This window comes from Natronorubrum daqingense (assembly GCF_001971705.1).
In the GTDB taxonomy this organism is placed as follows: Archaea; Halobacteriota; Halobacteria; order Halobacteriales; family Natrialbaceae; genus Natronorubrum; species Natronorubrum daqingense.
In genome coordinates, this window is record NZ_CP019327.1 from 2,324,978 (window position 1) to 2,341,997 (window position 17,020).

The following is a 17,020-nucleotide window of genomic DNA, read 5'->3' on the forward strand; positions in this document are numbered from 1 at the left end:
GCTGCTGAGAGCAGGGTAGTTCCGTCTCGTTGCGCCTGCGCGTGTGTCCCTTTTCCACGCTCGTCGGGAAAGAGTGAGCATGACGGACCTACCGTTAGCACCGGAGACGGGGTGGAACGCACTGTACCTCGCGGGCGAGTGGACGGAACCCGACGACCGCGAGACGATCACCGTCGAGAACCCCTTCACGCGCGAGGAGATCGCGACCGTTCCGGCCGGAACCGAGGACGACGTCGATCAGGCCTACGAACGCGCGGCCGCGGCTCAACGGGAGTGGGCCGACCAGCCACCACAGGCTCGAGCGGGCGTGATCACCGCCGCACTCGAGTTCGTACAGGACCATCGCGAGGAGATCACGGAGTTGCTCGCCCTCGAGTCGGGCAGCACGCAGGTCAAGTGTGGGGCAGAACTCCAGACCGCGACGGGAATGATGCAACAGGCCGCGAGCTACCCCTTCAGGATGGACGGGTCGCACAAGGGATCGACGATTCCCGGCAAGGAGAACGTCGTCGAACGCCAGCCCGCCGGCGTCGTCGGCGTTATCTCGCCGTGGAACTTCCCGCTGCACCTCTCGATGCGAGCAGTTGCACCGGCGCTCGCGACCGGAAACGCCGTCGTGCTCAAACCAGCCTCGAACACGCCCATTTCGGGCGGATTACTCCTTGCGCGCATCTTCGAGGAAGCCGGCGTTCCGGAGGGCGTCCTGAGCGTCGTCACCGGCCGCGGTTCGGCGGTTGGCGACGCGGTTTCGGACCACGATGTTCCGCGCGTGCTCGCCTTTACCGGGTCGACCGAAATCGGCCAGCACGTCGCCGCCAACGCGGCCGGGAACTGCGCGCTCCCCGCCCTCGAACTCGGTGGCAACAACGTCCACGTCGTCACCGAGAACGCGGATCTCGAGCGCGCCGTCGACGGCGGCGTCTTCGGCTCGTTTCTCCACCAGGGTCAGGCCTGCATCTCGATCAACCGTCACCTCGTCCACGAGGACGTCTACGACGAGTACGTGGACGCGCTCGCCGACCGCGCGGCGAGTCTGCCGAGTGGCGATCCGACCGACGAGGAGACGGTGATCGGCCCGATCATCGACGAGAGCCAACGTGACCAGATCCTCGAGTACGTCGAGGAAACCGTCGACGAAGGTGCGACACTCGAAACCGGCGGCGGGGCGGCCAACATCGACGAGGTCGCTGACTCGCTGGTCGTCGAGCCGACGGTTCTCTCCGAGGCCGACAACGACATGGCCGCCGCGTGCAACGAACACTTCGGCCCCGTCGCACCAGCGATCCCCTACTCGAGCGACGAGGAGGCGATCGAACTGGCCAACGAGACGATCCACGGCCTCTCCGGATCGGTCCACAGCGAGGATCTCGCGCAAGCTCGACGGATCGCCGACGGGATCGAAACCGGAATGATCCACATCAACGACCAGCCGATCAACGACGAGCCACACGTTCCCTTCGGCGGGATGAAACAGTCGGGACTGGGGCGGTACAACGCCGACTCGATCCTCGAGGAACTCACGACGACCAAGTGGATCTCGATCCAGCGCGAGTCACGCGAGTACCCGTTCTAAGAAGCGACGGCGACGGGAACTCTTAGCTGAACCACGAAAACAGGCGACTCCAACTCCAGACCACGAGCACGAAGAGGACGACCGCAACCAACACGTACAGCGGTAACGCGTCGGCTGCGGGGCCGTGTTCCGGCACGAGAAGGTCGATCCAGCCCGATCGAACGAGCACGACGACGAGCGCGGCGACGATCAACGAGCCGACGACCACGGTGATCGCTAATCGGTTGTTCTCGACTCGTGATTGTCCCTGGTCTGGATCCGACATCGGTCGCTCGAGTGTGCTATTAGTTCCGGACGTGAAACGGTTGCACCTGCACGCTCCACCGACGATCAAGTTCCAAGCCTGCGTTCGCCGTTGAAACCCGAGCGTCCTAACACAGCGAGACTCGAGGAGTACGCCGACTCGAGTGGGTATGTGAGGAGCGAAGAGTGATGAGAATTGGCGAGAGTTGGCGAGGGTTGGGATTTGAACTACGCCGAGACGGTCGCCCTCGCTTCGCTCGGGCGCTGCGACTCGTTTACTTCAAATCCAAATCCGATTGCTGTTGCTCGCGAATTGCTCACAACAGCAATTCGAGGGTTGGGATTTGAACAACGTGAAGACGGTCCAGAACGCTCGTTTCACCCGCGTTCGGGCTGCGACTTCTCTCGTTCAAATCCCGCTTGGCGCAGTTGCCACTCACGGGTGTTCGTGGCAACATGCGAGGGTTGGGATTTGAACCCAAGGACCCCTACGGGAGCGGGTCTTAAGCCCACCGCCGTTGGCCTGCTTGGCTACCCTCGCGCAGAATGCACTCGTTCGTTGGCCATACGGTGGGATGTGCGTTTCGATATCGGTGTTCGCATTGTCCTTCCGCGAGCGACCTTCGCGAGCGGGCCGACAATCCCCCAAGTGGGGGTGAGGAGGCTTTTGGCGGAGGTTTTGCCAGTGACGTGAACGGAGTGAACGGACCGCAACAAAAGGTCCTCCTCGAGTATCGACTCGAGAAACGCTACCAGTCGACGCTGAGCGTGCCGTCGCCGTGGGGATCCGGCGCGATCTCCTCGTCTGTCCGTCGGTCGACGACGTGGATACAGCCCTCGTCTTTCTTCGCGGGACAGATCTCCGCCGCACGAACGTTGTGCTCGAGGTCGTCCTCGTCGAAGAAGTAGGTGTTCGGCTTGGCGATTCCGGAGGCGATGGACATCTCCCAGTTATCGCTGACCTCGGCGCACTTGCCGGCCCCGAAGCACTTGTTGGCCTCGAAGATGAGTTTGTAGGGCTTTTCCTCGATCGGCGGGGCGTCGCTCGAGCCGACGTCGCTTGCACGCTGGATACCGTCGTCGTCGCTCATTGCTAGCCTATTCGACTGGGTCGTCTTTCAGGTTACGGTCGCCGCGAACGATGCCCCAGAGAATCACACTGATACTGGAGTAGGTCACACTGAGACTACGTGAGTCACACCGAGACTGCGTGAGTTACGTCGAAACGGCGGGTTCCGGAAGGTCGTAGGTGATACCCGTCAACTCGCTCGAGACGGCCCAGAGTCGGCGAGCCGTTTCCCGATCGTAGGACCGATCCGAGGACGCCTGGCGCTCCGGCGACCCGCGCATGGTCGCCAGTCCGCCGGGGCCGTAGTACGCCCCGCCTTCGGCGTCGAGTGCCGTCGCCGCGTAGAGCGTCGGGAGGGCTCCCGCCTCGGCCGACTGCGCGAAGACGGCGTTCGCGAAGCGACGAAGCGCCGTTCGAATCCACGTGCCGCGGCCCTCGATCCCCCGAAACTGCAGTTTCGTATCCGCGTATCCGGGGTGGACGGCGACGCTCATCGCGTTCGCGTCGCCCGCTCGAAACCGTCGCTCGAGTTCGTAGGCGAACAACACGTTCGCGAGTTTCGACTGGGCGTAGGCGTCCCAGCCGTCGTAGCTCCCCTCGCCGTGGAGGTCATCGAAGTCGATCGTTCCGCGTTCGTGAAGTCCGCTCGAGACCGTCACCACGCGTGCAGGGTTCGATTCGTCGTCGGTCCGAAGTCGCTCGAGGAGGAGCCCCGTGAGCGCGAAGTGGCCGAGGTGGTTGACGCCGAATTGCGTCTCGAACCCGTCTTCGGTCTCCCGACGCGGGATCGCCATCGTTCCAGCGTTGTTGATCAGAACGTCGACCGACTCGCCCTCGAGACGGGTGGCGAACTCGCGAATCGACTCGAGACTCGCTAGATCGCACGATTCGACGCGGAGGTCCGCGTCGGGAACGTCGCCTCGAACGTTCCGGGTAGCCCTTTCGGCGCTCGAGGCGTCTCGACACGCCATGATAACCGTCGCGCCGTTGCGAGCGAGTTCGCGGGTCGTCTCGAGACCGATTCCGCTGTTCGCACCGGTGACGACGGCCGTGGTGCCGTGGAGGTCGGGAACGTCCGTTACTGTCCAGCCCATAGCTGCCCACTGGTCGCGACGGCACCTAAGCGTCGGCCGTGCATCCACAGCGAACGCGATGACGGACGCGAACGAAGCATCAAATTATGACGAGAAGCGGGCACGTAACTCGAGCGCATCCGAACACAACCTATCAATTTCGAAGCTATCATTTGTATCCATCATTTTCTCGACAGCGTGTCGAAATTCCCGCTCGAGTCGCAACTCACCTCCAGTTAATAGCCGTCTGTAACGCCCCAGATATCCGTCAAACTACCCGACGAAGAGGTTTCGACCAAAGACTCTCCAAAAACGCTCGTCGACACGGAAGTATACATCACCTAATTGTAAATAACGTTTTGAACACTACAGGTCGAGTTCATCAGATGTTTGAGTTTGAAAGATGTTCGAGTAGAAATCGACTCCCGTCCTCGAAACCGACGACGTTCGCGGCGAGTTACTCGTCGTCCCAGTCGCCGCTCATCCCGACGCGTTCGCCGTCCGCCCAGACGTAGTATCCCTCGCCAGTCTTCTTACCGAGGTTGCCCGCGCGAACCTTCCGTCGCAGGGACTGTGGCGGCTTGAATCGCTCGCCGAGTTCCTCGCGGAGGTGTTCGGCGATGTGGAGGCGAACGTCGAGGCCGACGTGGTCGGTCAACTCGAGTGGCCCCATCGGGTGGCCGTAGCCGATAGACATGCTCTCGTCGATATCTGCGGGACTGGCGACGCCCTGCTCGACCATCCGAATCGCCTCGAGGCCGAGCGCGATGCCGAGACGCGAGGAGGCGAACCCGGCGGTGTCGCGGACGACGACGTCTTCTTTCTCGAGGTCGCGGACGTAGTCGACGGCGACCGATTCGGTGCGCTCGTCGGTCTGTTCGGCGATGATGATCTCGACTAAGTCCATGAGGTGCGGTGGATTGAAGAAGTGCAATCCGACGACGCGCTCGGGGTGCTTGAGCACGCTCCCCATCTCCGTCACCGACATCGAGGAGGTGTTCGAGGCGATGATCGTCTCCTCGCCCGTCGCGGCCTCGATGTCCGTGAAGACGTCCTTCTTGAGATCCATGTCCTCCGGGACGGCCTCAATGACGAGGTCCGCGTCCGCGACGGCCGCCTCGAGGTCCGTCGTGCCCGAAATCCGATCGAGGGCCGTCTGCATCTCGTCTTCCGTGACCTTGTCACGGTCGACGCCACCCTGGAGGTTGGTTCGAATACCCTCAATGCCGTCTTCGACGAACTCCTCCTCGATGTCCCGCAAGATCACGTCGTGACCCGCCATTGCGGACACCTGTGCGATACCGTGGCCCATGCTTCCGGCTCCCAGCACTGCGATTTGCATGTGCGTGTCGACTCGAGTCGCAAGCAAAAACGTTCCTCTCTCGAGACGAGTGGCAACGTTCGCCCGAACGATTGAAACGAAATCGACGCGTGGGAACGCGAGGTGACGAGCGATGACGGGAAGCGGTGACGCAGTGGCTGAAGGGAACCGACATCGAAACACGAACGTTCTGAGTCCCTCTGGGCCCAGCATTATACGTATTCGAGGTGGATAGCTGACCGATGGACGAACACGACGGGTCGGGGGTAGATCACGACGACAGCCCGGTCTACTACGTGATCAGCGATCTCCACATCGGCGGCGACGAACAGTTAGGGCAGATCGATTTTTTAGCGGAGTTGCTCGCGTTTCTCGAGCGCCTGGAGACGACCGACGAAAATGCCGAATTGGTGATCAACGGCGACGCCTTCGGCCTGTGGGAGTTCACCGAGGTCCGCGGGTTGGCGAAATTCGACGTCCTCCTCGAGCGCTACCCCGAACTGTTCGAGCAGTTGCGCGCGACCGGCGACTCGATCCCGATCACGCTCTTGCCGGGCAATCACGACAGCGAACTCGCGGCCTACGACGAGTACGTCGAGCGATTGGCCGAGTACAACGTCGACCTCGTGCAAGCCGAGTCGATCACTCGCCCGGTTGGTGATCGAACGATCTGGTTCGAACACGGTCACCAGCAAGATTCCAACAATCGATTCGAGGACTTCGGCAATCCCTACGAGAGACCCCTCGGCTACTACTACAACACCCTCGTGACGAGTCGCGCGGGCCAACTCTCGGATCGGGGCCGGTTCAACTGGCTGAAAGACGTGCAGGCGATTACGCCCACCGAACGGGTGCCTCGTTGGCTCCTCTCGAAGTACTTCTACCGAGAGATGAATCCCCTCTTGCGATACGCCGCGATCCCGTTTTTGCTGTTGTTCAACGTGAGCGTTGTACTGGCGGTGCTTGCAGGGCTGGACGTCGCCGGCGTCTGGCGGATGCCGGTCGAGCGAACGGACGCCGTGCTCACCCAGCTCGGATTCGTGGGGGAAGCCGTTCACTTCCTCCTCGTCGTCAATGCGGCGATTGCCGGTGTCCTCCTTCTCGCAGCCGTTCCGATTTACTTCATCCTCCGCGACTTCGGGAAGACCGTCGATCGATTCGGCGTCCTCGAGACCGATCTCACCGTCGACCCCGACGAGCCCTACGAGCGGGCCGCCCGCGAGGTCTTCGCCGACAGGCCCGAGACGGCGGTGTTCTGCTACGGACACACGCACCGCCCGCTGGTGCGCGAGGTCGACGAGCGGGTGCTCGTCAACACCGGAACGTGGCTCAAACGGCTTCATCGACGGGACGTGGTCACCGGGGTGCTCCCACCGGTGTTCTACCCGTCGTATCAACTCTGCGCCGTCCGGATTTCGGCCGTTCCGGAGGGCGTCGCCGTGGAGTACGAAGAGATCGAGAAAGCGAGTCCGAGTTCGGATGAAGTCACCCGCACCGAACGCCTGCTGACGCTGGGCCAGGCTCCGCCGCCAGCGCTTCCCGATCGGACGCTCGTTACGGCCGACGGTCCGAAATCATCAACCGAGATCCCGAACGACTGATTCGTCGAGATCCGAACGATTGACTCGTCGAAACGATGCGCGACTGACTCGTCTGAGAGCCCCACTCGGCGTCGACAAACGGAGTTACTTTACCGACCGAGTGCGAGTCAATCAGTATCAATGAGCGATCAGCAACCAGTCATCGTGCAGGCGTGTCGAACCCCACAGGGCAAACACGGCGGTGTCTTCGCCGACACCGGCAGCGAGGAACTCTCCGTTCCGCTCGTCAATACGATGCTCGAGCGAAGCGGACTCACGGGCGACGACGTCGACGACGTTCGCTGGGGCTGTGCGAAGCAAGTCGACGAGCAGAGTAACAACATCGCCCGCGTCATCGCCCTTCTCTCGGAACTCGGCGAGAACGTGCCGGGGACCACCATCGACCGACTCTGTGCCTCCTCTGCCGAAGCGATCATGAGTGCGAGTGACGCCATCCGCGCCGGCCAACGCGAGGTGATCGTCGCCGGCGGCGTCGAGAACATGTCCCGGACCGAGCGCCGAAAGGGAATCGACGCCTACGACGGGATCGCAGAACAGTACGACGCGGCCGGCCTCGCGATGGGCCAGACCGCAGAGAAGGTCGCCCGCGAGTACGACATCTCTCGAGAGCGCCAGGACGCCTACGGCGCGCGCAGTCAGCAACGTGCAGTCGAAGCCACCGAGGCGGGCAAGTTCGACGACGAAATCGTTCCCATCGACACGGGGGAGCAGGTCGTCGAGGAAGACGAGGGGCTGCGTCCGGGCACCACGAAAGAGAAGATCAGCGGCCTTCCACCAGCCTTCGAGGAAGACGGCACCGTCACCGCGGCCAACGCCTCGCAGGTCTCCGACGGTGCAGCGGCCGTCCTCGTCACGAGTCGCGAATTCGCCGAGGAACGCGGCCTCGAGATCCGCGCCGAAATCGAAGACCACAACGTCGCCGGCGTCGATCCGACGGTGATGGGAATCGGCCCCGCCCCCGCCGTTTACGGCCTCTGGGAGCGAAACGGCCGCTCAGCCGAGGCGTACGACCTCGTCGAACTCAACGAAGCCTTCGCCAGCCAGACGCTGTACTGTCAGGACGAACTCGGCTTCGACGACGACATCTTCAACGTCAACGGCGGCGCGATCGCCATCGGTCACCCGCTCGGCGCCTCCGGCGCGCGCCTCCCCGTCTCGCTCATCCACGAACTCGAGCGCCAGGGCGGCGGACTCGGCCTGGCGACGATGTGCGTCGGGTACGGACAAGGAGCGGCCGTGGAGTTCCGCGTTCCCGAGCAGTAATCCAGGGTCGGTCAGCGTTTGCGATTCGTGTGACTCGCGGCCTCCGACACTCCATCCGGAAAAAACAGGAGTCGAAAACGACAGAAGAGAGGGGGATCGAGATCCGCTCTAGAGGATCTGGTCGGCGATGATGTTCTTTTGAATCTCGCTCGTTCCCTCGTAGATCTTCGTGATGCGGGCGTCGCGGTAGTAGCGCTCGGCCGGGTAGTCCGTGACGTAGCCCGAGCCGCCGTGGACCTGGATACCTTCGTCGGCGACCTCGACAGAGATTTCGGAGGCGAATAGCTTCGCCATGCTCGAGTACTGCGCGGCGACGTCCTGGTTGTTCTTCTCGACCTGGCTGGCGGCACGGTAAGTCAGCGAGCGAGCGGCCTCGACTTTCGTCGCCATCTCGGCGAGTTTGTGTTCGATCGCCTGGAACTCCTTGATCTTCTGGTCGAACTGCTCGCGTTCGTTCGCGTACTCGATTGCGGCGTCGAGTGCACCCTGTGCGGCACCGACGGCCTGTGCGGCGACGCTGGTTCGGCCAGCGGCGAAGAACTCCATCAGCTGGTAGAAGCCCTTGTCGACTTCGCCGATAACGTTCTCCTCTGGGATGTGAACGTCGTCGATGACGACCTCGGCGAGGTCGGAGGCGCGGATGCCGAGTTTGTTGGAGATCTTGTCGGTCGAAATGCCATCACGGTCCATCTCGACGAGGAATGCGGTGATGCCGCGGTGACCCTCGTCGGGGCTCGTTTTAGCCATCAGGACGCCGACGTCTGCGACGGTACCGTTCGTGATCCACATCTTGTTGCCGTTCAAGACGTACTCGTCACCGTCCTTCTCGGCGACCGTCTCGATGCCGGCGACGTTCGAGCCGTGTGCTGGCTCGGAGATCATGGAACAGGAAGCCGTTTCGCCGTTGGCGATTTTGGGGAGCCACTCCTCTTTCATCCACTCGTCGCCGAACTCGATGATCATGTTCGTCCCGAAGCCGGCGGAACCGACGGCCGAACCGATACCCGGATCGGCGCGCCAGAGCTCTTCGGTGACGATCGTACTCGAGATTTTGTCCATGCCAGCGCCGCCGTAGTCGATCGGAATACCGGGGGCGACGAAGTCGTACTCCGCGGCCGTTTTGCGGATCTCTTCTGGATACTTGTGCTCGCGGTCGTGTTCCTCGGCGACCGGTTTCATCTCGTTTTCGCCGAAGTCACGGACGGCGTCGCGAATCGCTTCGTGTTCGGCCGACAGCGTGAATGCCATACGTGACGATTGTGGTCAGGTACCAAAATAGCTTCGATCCATTCAACAGTTGCAACCGATCTCGTATCGATACCGAACGTTGTAAAGATATTCGACACGAACGACGCGTATTACATCTGAGTGCTTTTCGACGAATTTCGTCGCATATACCCAATGCTTCGGCCCTTCAACCGACTAGTGGGGTGCGCTGGTTTCCAGATCGAACGGTCGACGGACGAGCACTCTCCGCCCGATACTTTACAACGGTAATCTCCATAGACGCTATATTCGAGCGTCGTGCTGGCGGCGCAAATCGTTTCGAACGGGGGATCTCACTCCTGCTCTCGGATCTTGAACTTCTGGACCTTCCCCGTCGTTGTTCGCGGGAGTTCCTCGACGAACTCGACCTCGCGAGGGTGTTTGTACGCAGCCATGTGCTCGAGACAGTAGTCTTTGATGTCTTCGGACGTGGCATCCGCGTCCGGAGTCGGGACGACGAGCGCCTGGACGGTCTCGCCGCGCCGGTCGTCCGGAACGCCGACGACGGCCGCGTCCGCGATATCTTCGTGTTCGAAGAGAAGTTCTTCGACTTCCCGCGGGTAGACGTTGTAGCCGCCGGTGACGATCATGTGCTTCTCACGGTCGACGACGAAGAAGAAGTCGTCCTCGTCCCAGTAGCCGATGTCGCCGGTGTGGAACCAGGTCGTCCCGTCTTCTTCGGTGAACACCTCGTCGTTCGCCTCGGGCAGTTCGTAGTAGCCCTGCATGACGTTCGGACCCGAGATGACGAGTTCGCCCGTGATCTCGTGGAGGTCGGCTTCTTCTTCGTCGATCGGCCCCTCCTCGACGCGCGGAACCGTCTCGAAGTCGTCAGTGACAACCTTCGCCTCGACGCTGGTGTCGCCGGGACCCTCGAGGGGTGTTCCGATACTGCCCTTTCGGCGCGCACCCTTTCGGTTCGCGTGCGTGACCGGACTGGTTTCCGTCAGGCCGTAGCCCTCGTAGAGTTCGACGCCGTAGAGATCCTCGAAGCGCTCGAGGACCTCGAGGGGCAGACTGGAGCCGCCGGAGTTGACGAACCGGAGCGCCTCGAGTTCGTACTCCGCGGCGTCGGGCTGGTTGATCATATCGTTGAACATCGCCGGCACGCCGAACATGATGGAGAGGTCTTCTTCCTCGATCAGGTCCATCACGGTCGGTGCGTCCCACTCGGGGATCGGATAGTAGGCACCGCCGCTGTACATCGCTCCGTTCATCACGACGGACATGCCGTAGATGTGGAACAGCGGGAGGGTACCGACGAGACGATCGGACGCCTGGAAGCCGCCGTGTGGCACGTCGGCGTTGGCTTCGGTCGTCCAGCGGATGTTGTTGTGAGTGAGGAGGACGCCCTTCGGGGTCCCAGTCGTCCCCGACGTGTAGGGCTGGACTGCCACGTCGTCGTCCGCGCGGTCGACGACACCCACAGTGTCGTCCGCGAGGAACTCGTCGAAGGCGGTTGCACCCTCGACAGCGCCACCAACGCTGATGACCTGCTCGACGTCTGTGTCCTCGAGTACCTCGACGACGTTCGGGACGTTGTCAGCCAGGGAGACGACCGCCTTCGCCCCGCTGTCGTCCAGCAGGTGACCGATCTCGCGGGCCTTGTACTGGGGGTTCATCGGGACGACGATGGCGCCGGCACGCAGCGTACCGTAGAACGCGGTCACGAACTGCGGGAGATTTGGGAGGTAGATGCCGACGCGGTCGTTCTCGCCGATGCCACGAGAGTGCAGCGCCTGCGCGAACTGGCCGGCACGAGTCCAGAACTGCTCGTAGGTGAGTTCCGTCCCCTCGTAGACGATTGCGGGAGAATCGGGGTTCGATTCGACGGTCTCGGCGACAGTCGTAACGAGATTGGTCATTCGCTTGTTCGTGGATTGGCTGAGCACTACTAAAGGATTCCTGTCCGGGTCGGTCCCTCAGCGTCGATGACGAAGACGGTGAACTCGAGACGTTAGTCCGACGTCGGGCTCGCCTCGGTGTGGGAATCGTCGTAGCCGATGACAGTCTTAGCGTAGCCGAGCGCAGCCACGATTGCCGCCGCCGCGACGACCTGAAGGACGACGCTGACGAGCGATCCGAACATCGCGACGAACGCTGCGACGACGTAGAAGCCACGAACCGGATACGAGAGGTTTCGTGCGCCGTCGAAGCCGATGGTCGCCACGATGAGTGCGACCGTTCCGGCGAGGACGACGGGGAACGCGAGCAGCGTCTCCTGGGACCAGTAGATGAGGCTGTCGTTCACGACGAATGCAAACGGAATCACGAAGCCGGGTGCCCCGATCCGGAGCGCCTGGAGACAGGCTTTGACGAAGCTCGTGCCGGCGATTCGGGCACCGATCGCGACCGAAATTGCAACCGGCGGCGTGATCGCAGAGAGCATCGCGAAGTAGAAGACGAACATGTGCGAGGCGATCTCGGGGACGCCCATCTCGGTGACGCCGGGGACGACGAGCACGACGACGAGCACGTACGCCGCCGGCGTCGGCATTCCGAGACCGAACAGGATGCTCGCGATCATCGCGAGGAACAGGACAACGAAGAGCATGCCGCCGCCGATCCCGAGGATGGACGTACTGACTCGCGGCGCGAGCCCCGTGAACGTCAGCATCTCGATGATAACGCCCATCGCGGCCAGCACGCCCACGAGCGGCGCCATCTCGAGGCCACCGCGACGAAGGGCGAGTGCGATCTGCTCGAAAACGCGATAACACTCTTTGAATGCCCACGCGACACCGGATTTTACCGAGGTCGGACCGGAGTCGGCGCGTGAGGCCTCGAGTGCGTCGACGACGACGAGTTTCAGACTACCGACGACGAAGATCGTGATGATCGTGTACAGTCCGGCGGTGAGCGGCGTATACCGAAGCCAGATGAGCGTGACGAGGAGCACACCGAGTGGCACGGCGAAGTGGATGCCGTTCAACAGGAGTCGCCAGTCGAACGAACCGACGTTCGGCGAGGTCCAGCCGAACTTCAAGACGGCGAAGTGAATGCCGATACCGACGCTCAGGTAGAACAACACGGCCGGAATAATGCCTGCCTGCACGATCTCGAGGTAGCTGACGCCGATGAAGTCGGCCATGAGGAACGCGGCGACGCCCATCACCGGCGGGAGCATCTGGCCGCCGGCGGAGGCGACCGACTCGATCGCGGCGGAGAAGTCGTCGCGGATTCCCTGATCCTGCATCATCGGGATCGTGAAGCTACCAGTCGTGGCGGTGTTCGCCGCGGCGCTACCGGTGATCGATCCCATCACCATACTGGCGATGACGGCGATCTGCACGACTCCCGTCTTGAGCGTCTTCCCCAGTTCCCGACCGACCTCGAGGACGAAGTCCATCAGGCCGTAGGCTTTGGCGATGCCGGCGAACATGATGAAGATCGCGACCCACGTCGAGCCGATCCCCATCAGCGTGTCGTGGTAGACGCCCGTGAGCTCGATGGCGCCTTCCCTGGTGATCCGCGTCCAGTCGTAGCCGATGTGCTGGAGCACGCCGGGCAGGTACATCGCGAACGCCGTGTGTGCGTAGGCGATCGAAGCCACCGTAACGGCGGCGATGATGTTCCCGAACGCGCGGCGAGTCGCGTCGATTGCCAGCGCGATCAACACGACGCCGACGACGAGGTCCATCTGGGTGTGACCCGCGAGGTGGACGTCCTGATGCAGCCGCTGGAAGTTGAGTTCGACGTAGGCCGTCGCGGCGAGTGCCAACACCGCCGAGGCGAGTGCGATGTACGGGTCGATACGGTCGTAGCCCTCCCGAATCCGGGCGAACAGGCCGCGATTCGACACGCTGGTGGGCCCAGAGGCGTTCATCGCCGCCGGATCGGGAGTCGCTTGTTCGGCCGACTCCGCCTCCTCGTAGCGCGTTCGGACCACGTCGAGGTAGTACAACGCGAGGCCTAATCCGAGGAAGACGTTCGAGAACCGCAGACGCATCCACATCAGCGAGTACGCGTAGTAGATCGTCCAGACGGTGAACGTGATCGCGAGCAGCGTGACCAGTGCGTTGAGGACGACCAGCGGCGTGAGTCGTCTCGGAACCCGCTCGGCGACGAACGTGGGCATTCGGGCAGCGAATCGATCGGCGTAAGGTATTGTTCGTTCCATTAGTGCTCAACTCGGTTACGGCTCCTCGGCGCGCTCGAGGTCGTCCGACCAGACACCCAGTTCCTCGAAGAAGTCGGCGGCCGCCGCGTGAAACGGCATGTCGTCGTACGCGTTTTCGACCCAAAATTCCTCGTCCTCGAGCGGCCCGAGGACGCCGTGGTACTCGTCGAGTGACTCGCGGTGTTCGTGGAGTTCCTCCAGAAAGTCGTAGACCAGATCGTACTCCAGATCCGCTCGCGAGACGAAGTTGTGAGCGAACGTTTGAGACTGGATTTCGTCGGGGACCGATTCGGGCTGGACTCGCCCTCCTCGAGTTCGCTGCCGTCGAAGGATTCGATGAAGAGCCGTTCGTCGTTCTCCCACTCCTCGACGGTCTCGTCGGCGACGTCGAGGATGCGAAGGTCGACCGTGCTCATCATCTCCTGGAGCCACCCGGGTTCGGTGTCGAAGTTCATGTACGTCCCGACGCCGATGTCGAGACGGCCTTCCTCCATGGCGTTGGCCTGCTCGTCGTACGTGAGACTCACGCGGTCGTAGTCGCCGATCGCGTTCTCGAGCATGTACTCGAGTGCAGGAGCGGTTCCCGACCCTTCCGGTGTCGGCGAGATCGTCGTCTCGCTCGTCGCGTCCTCGAGCGTCTCGATGTCGTCGTCCGCCGTACAGAAGAACCACGGCAGGTCGTAGAAGTGAAACACTTGCGCCATCTGGAACTCGAGGTCGCCGTACTCGTCGATTCCCTCGGTAACCTCGTAGGCAGCCCAGTCCTGGAGGTACACCATCTCGGCTTCCTCCCGCATGAGCGCGCCGACGTTGGCCTCCGTCCCGGGACTCGTCTGTGCCTCAGGGAAGAGTTCGTCGCTGTGTTCGTTGATGACCGCCGCGATACCCTGATTTGCGGCGTAGGCAGTCGTCCCTTCGGTCGACGTCCGCATGCGTATTGGTTCCCCTTGGTTGCCACCGAGACAACCTGCGAGTACTGCTGACGTCCCGACGCCGGCAGCGTACAGAAACGACCGCCGGGTCGATACGGTAGACTGGCCACTCGGTTGGTGTGCCATACCATGGCCGTCTGTGAGCAACGCCTATAGAAGTACCGAAACGCGAAACAGAGCGCGGAGAATGTTTCTCTCTTTCTAAGACCAATGGTATCAATCCACGCACGGCGGCAATTTACCCTGAAGCACGTTCCGTCCGAACGGGAGTGTGTAACCGGGAACCACAATACCTATGGACCACATCGCTGATGTGGTATCCATGTTGGATTTCTTCACGCTCGAGGAGGACCTCGCAGAGGAAGAACGAATGATCCGGGATACGGCCCGAGAGTTCGTCGACGAACGCGTCAAACCGGAGATCGGCGAGCACTTCGAAAACGGCACGTTCCCCACCGAACTCATCGGCGAAATGGGTGAGCTGGGCTTTTACGCCCCGAACCTCGAGGGGTATGGCTCGCCGAACGTCTCCGAAACGGCGTACGGACTACTGATGCAAGAACTCGAGGCCGGCGACTCGGGGCTGCGCTCGATGGCTTCGGTGCAAGGCGCGCTCGTCATGTACCCCATCCACGCCTACGGCAGCGACGAACAGAAAGAGGAGTGGCTCCCGGCGATGGGGCGGGGCGAGGCCATCGGCTGCTTTGGGCTGACAGAGCCCGAACACGGCTCGAATCCCTCGGCGATGGAAACCTACGCCGAACAGGATGGTGATGGCTACGTCCTCAATGGCTCGAAGACGTGGATCACCAACTCCCCAATTTCTGACGTCGCCATCGTCTGGGCGCGCGATCGCTCGAGCGAGGACGACCCCGTTCGGGGCTTCCTCGTTGAGACCGATCGCGACGGCGTCTCGACCAACAAGATCACGGAGAAGCTCTCGCTGCGCGCGTCGATCACGGGCGAGATCGGCCTCAACGACGTCTACGTCCCCGCGGAGAACGTCCTGCCGGGTGTTTCGGGCATGAAGGGGCCGCTGTCGTGTCTCACCCAGGCCCGGTACGGTATCGCCTGGGGTGCCGTCGGTGCCGCACGCGATTGTTTCGAGGAGGCGCGCCAGTACGCCCAGGATCGTGACCAGTTCGGCGGCCCGATCGGACGCTTCCAGCTCCAACAGCGCAAACTCGCCGAGATGGGCACCCAGATCACGCTCGCCCAGCTATTGGCCCACCGGCTGGCCGAACTCAAAGAGCGCGGCGAGATGCGCCCACAACACGTCTCGATGGCTAAACGCAACAACGTGCGAACGGCGCGCGACCAATCCCGGATCGCCCGCGAGATGCTCGGTGGCAACGGCATTACCACCGATTACTCGCCGATGCGTCACATGGCCAACCTCGAGACGGTCTACACCTACGAGGGGACCCACGACATCCACACGCTCGTGCTGGGCGAGGAGTTCACCGGGCTCAAAGCCTACCAGTAGCGAACCGTCGACGGTCGCGACCGAAAACCGTTTTTCGTCGTTGTGGACGAGCGGTGACGGCCCTGAACCGGTACAGGGCAGTCCGTTTCCACTGAATCGAGTTGAGACAGCGTCGACAGCAGTGACGCCCTGAGTGAACCAGTCGACCGACGAGTCTGTTCCGCATAGTAACCCAGCTGTTTTGCTTTCCGGAACATTGATTGCTGGCCTCGGAAAGTCTCGAGTAGAGCATGCCCGGAGAGGACGGAACCAACGCCGGCGTCTCGACCACGCGGAAGACGTTCGCGATACTCGAGGCGCTGAAAGCCGAGGAAGGAGTGACGATTACGGAGTTGACTCGGCAGACGGACCTGAGCAAGAGCACCGTCTATCGCCACCTGACGACGCTGACCGAGATGGGATACGTCGTCGAGCGCGACGGGGCCTACTACATCGGCTTTGGGTTACTCGAGATCAGCGAGCAGGCGCGAACACGGAAACGGGGCTATACGGCCGCCAAGCGGAAGGTGTTCGAACTGGGCCAGGAAACCGACGAGCGGGCAGTGTTTATCGTCGAAGAGGAAGGTGACGCCGTCTACGTCCATCGCTACGGCAGTCTCTCGGATACGATGATCGGGAAGCGACGTCCGCTTCACTCGCTCGCCTCGGGAAAAGTAATTCTGGCAGAGTGGGACGACGAGGACGTCGCGGCGTTCATCGAAGAGCACGGACTCGAGGAAATCACGGAGCACACCGTGACAGACCCCGAAGCGCTCTCCGACGAACTGGATCGAATCCGGGACGACGGCTATGCGGTAAACGAGCAAGAACACATGGACGGCCTCTGTGGCGTCGCGGTTCCCGTCTACACGCCGGCGGACGAACTCCTCGGTTCGCTCGGCGTCTTCGGACCGACGAGTCGGTTCAAAGACGAGTACATCCACGACGACCTCCTGAACCGTCTTCGGGACAAAGCCGGTGAGATTCGGGTCACACTCGCCTACGGGTAGACGACGGTGTGACGCGCGATCAGATCATAAAACGAACGGCGACCGGATAGTGAAACGGTCTCGTTTCACCGAAACGTCTTTCCC

Annotated in this window: 13 protein-coding genes and 1 tRNA gene; 5 read left to right on the forward strand and 9 right to left on the reverse strand. The window is 62.2% G+C overall.

Features of this window, described 5'->3' with window-relative positions; genetic code table 11:
* Positions 1-79: 79 nt before the first annotated feature.
* On the forward strand, positions 80-1,573 hold the full coding sequence (locus BB347_RS11295) for an aldehyde dehydrogenase family protein (RefSeq protein WP_076581509.1): 1,494 nt from the start codon (positions 80-82) through the stop codon (positions 1,571-1,573).
* Positions 1,574-1,595: 22 nt separating this feature from the next.
* On the opposite strand, the gene BB347_RS11300 is transcribed toward BB347_RS11295, so the two are convergent.
* The 5 genes from BB347_RS11300 to BB347_RS11320 all read right to left on the reverse strand — a co-directional run bounded on the left by BB347_RS11300 (position 1,596) and on the right by BB347_RS11320 (position 5,300).
* Positions 1,596-1,838, reverse strand: coding sequence for a hypothetical protein (locus BB347_RS11300; RefSeq protein WP_076581511.1), 243 nt, complete (start codon positions 1,836-1,838; stop codon positions 1,596-1,598).
* 435 nt (positions 1,839-2,273) lie between these two features.
* Positions 2,274-2,357 (reverse strand) — tRNA-Leu (locus BB347_RS11305).
* A 208-nt stretch (positions 2,358-2,565) separates the two neighbouring features.
* The gene (locus tag BB347_RS11310) at positions 2,566-2,907 is read right to left on the reverse strand and encodes a ferredoxin (protein WP_076581512.1); all 342 of its coding nucleotides are present in this window, start codon (positions 2,905-2,907) and stop codon (positions 2,566-2,568) included.
* Positions 2,908-3,031: 124 nt separating this feature from the next.
* On the reverse strand, positions 3,032-3,979 hold the full coding sequence (locus BB347_RS11315) for an oxidoreductase (RefSeq protein ID WP_076581514.1): 948 nt from the start codon (positions 3,977-3,979) through the stop codon (positions 3,032-3,034).
* Between the two features lie 436 nt (positions 3,980-4,415).
* Positions 4,416-5,300, reverse strand: coding sequence for a 3-hydroxyacyl-CoA dehydrogenase family protein (locus tag BB347_RS11320; RefSeq protein WP_076581743.1), 885 nt, complete (start codon positions 5,298-5,300; stop codon positions 4,416-4,418).
* A gap of 221 nt (positions 5,301-5,521) precedes the next feature.
* On the opposite strand from BB347_RS11320, the gene BB347_RS11325 reads away from it, so the two are divergent.
* Both BB347_RS11325 and BB347_RS11330 read left to right on the forward strand, forming a co-directional pair.
* Positions 5,522-6,880: a metallophosphoesterase gene (locus BB347_RS11325; RefSeq protein WP_076581515.1), complete on the forward strand. Its 1,359-nt coding sequence runs from the start codon at positions 5,522-5,524 to the stop codon at positions 6,878-6,880.
* 120 nt (positions 6,881-7,000) lie between these two features.
* On the forward strand, positions 7,001-8,143 hold the full coding sequence (locus BB347_RS11330; RefSeq protein ID WP_076581517.1) for a thiolase family protein: 1,143 nt from the start codon (positions 7,001-7,003) through the stop codon (positions 8,141-8,143).
* 108 nt (positions 8,144-8,251) lie between these two features.
* Here the strand turns inward: BB347_RS11330 and BB347_RS11335 are convergent, their stop codons facing one another.
* From BB347_RS11335 to BB347_RS11350, 4 genes are all read right to left on the reverse strand, one after another.
* Complete coding sequence (locus BB347_RS11335; protein WP_076581519.1) at positions 8,252-9,391, reverse strand: acyl-CoA dehydrogenase family protein; 1,140 nt, start codon at positions 9,389-9,391, stop codon at positions 8,252-8,254.
* A gap of 311 nt (positions 9,392-9,702) precedes the next feature.
* On the reverse strand, positions 9,703-11,274 hold the full coding sequence (locus BB347_RS11340) for a long-chain-fatty-acid--CoA ligase (protein ID WP_076581520.1): 1,572 nt from the start codon (positions 11,272-11,274) through the stop codon (positions 9,703-9,705).
* A 92-nt stretch (positions 11,275-11,366) separates the two neighbouring features.
* A complete protein-coding gene (locus BB347_RS11345; RefSeq protein WP_076581522.1) occupies positions 11,367-13,529 on the reverse strand; it encodes a TRAP transporter permease in 2,163 nt (720 codons plus the stop codon).
* Positions 13,529-14,587, reverse strand: coding sequence for a TAXI family TRAP transporter solute-binding subunit (locus BB347_RS11350; protein ID WP_236995946.1), 1,059 nt, complete (start codon positions 14,585-14,587; stop codon positions 13,529-13,531). Before BB347_RS11350 ends, BB347_RS11345 begins: the two co-directional genes overlap by 1 nt.
* 196 nt (positions 14,588-14,783) lie before the next feature.
* Between BB347_RS11350 and BB347_RS11355 the strand changes: the two genes are divergently transcribed.
* Both BB347_RS11355 and BB347_RS11360 read left to right on the forward strand, forming a co-directional pair.
* Positions 14,784-15,947, forward strand: a complete 1,164-nt coding sequence (locus tag BB347_RS11355) for an acyl-CoA dehydrogenase family protein (RefSeq protein WP_076581523.1) — start codon at positions 14,784-14,786, stop codon at positions 15,945-15,947.
* Between the two features lie 230 nt (positions 15,948-16,177).
* Complete coding sequence (locus BB347_RS11360) at positions 16,178-16,936, forward strand: IclR family transcriptional regulator (RefSeq protein ID WP_076581525.1); 759 nt, start codon at positions 16,178-16,180, stop codon at positions 16,934-16,936.
* Positions 16,937-17,020 lie beyond the last annotated feature (84 nt).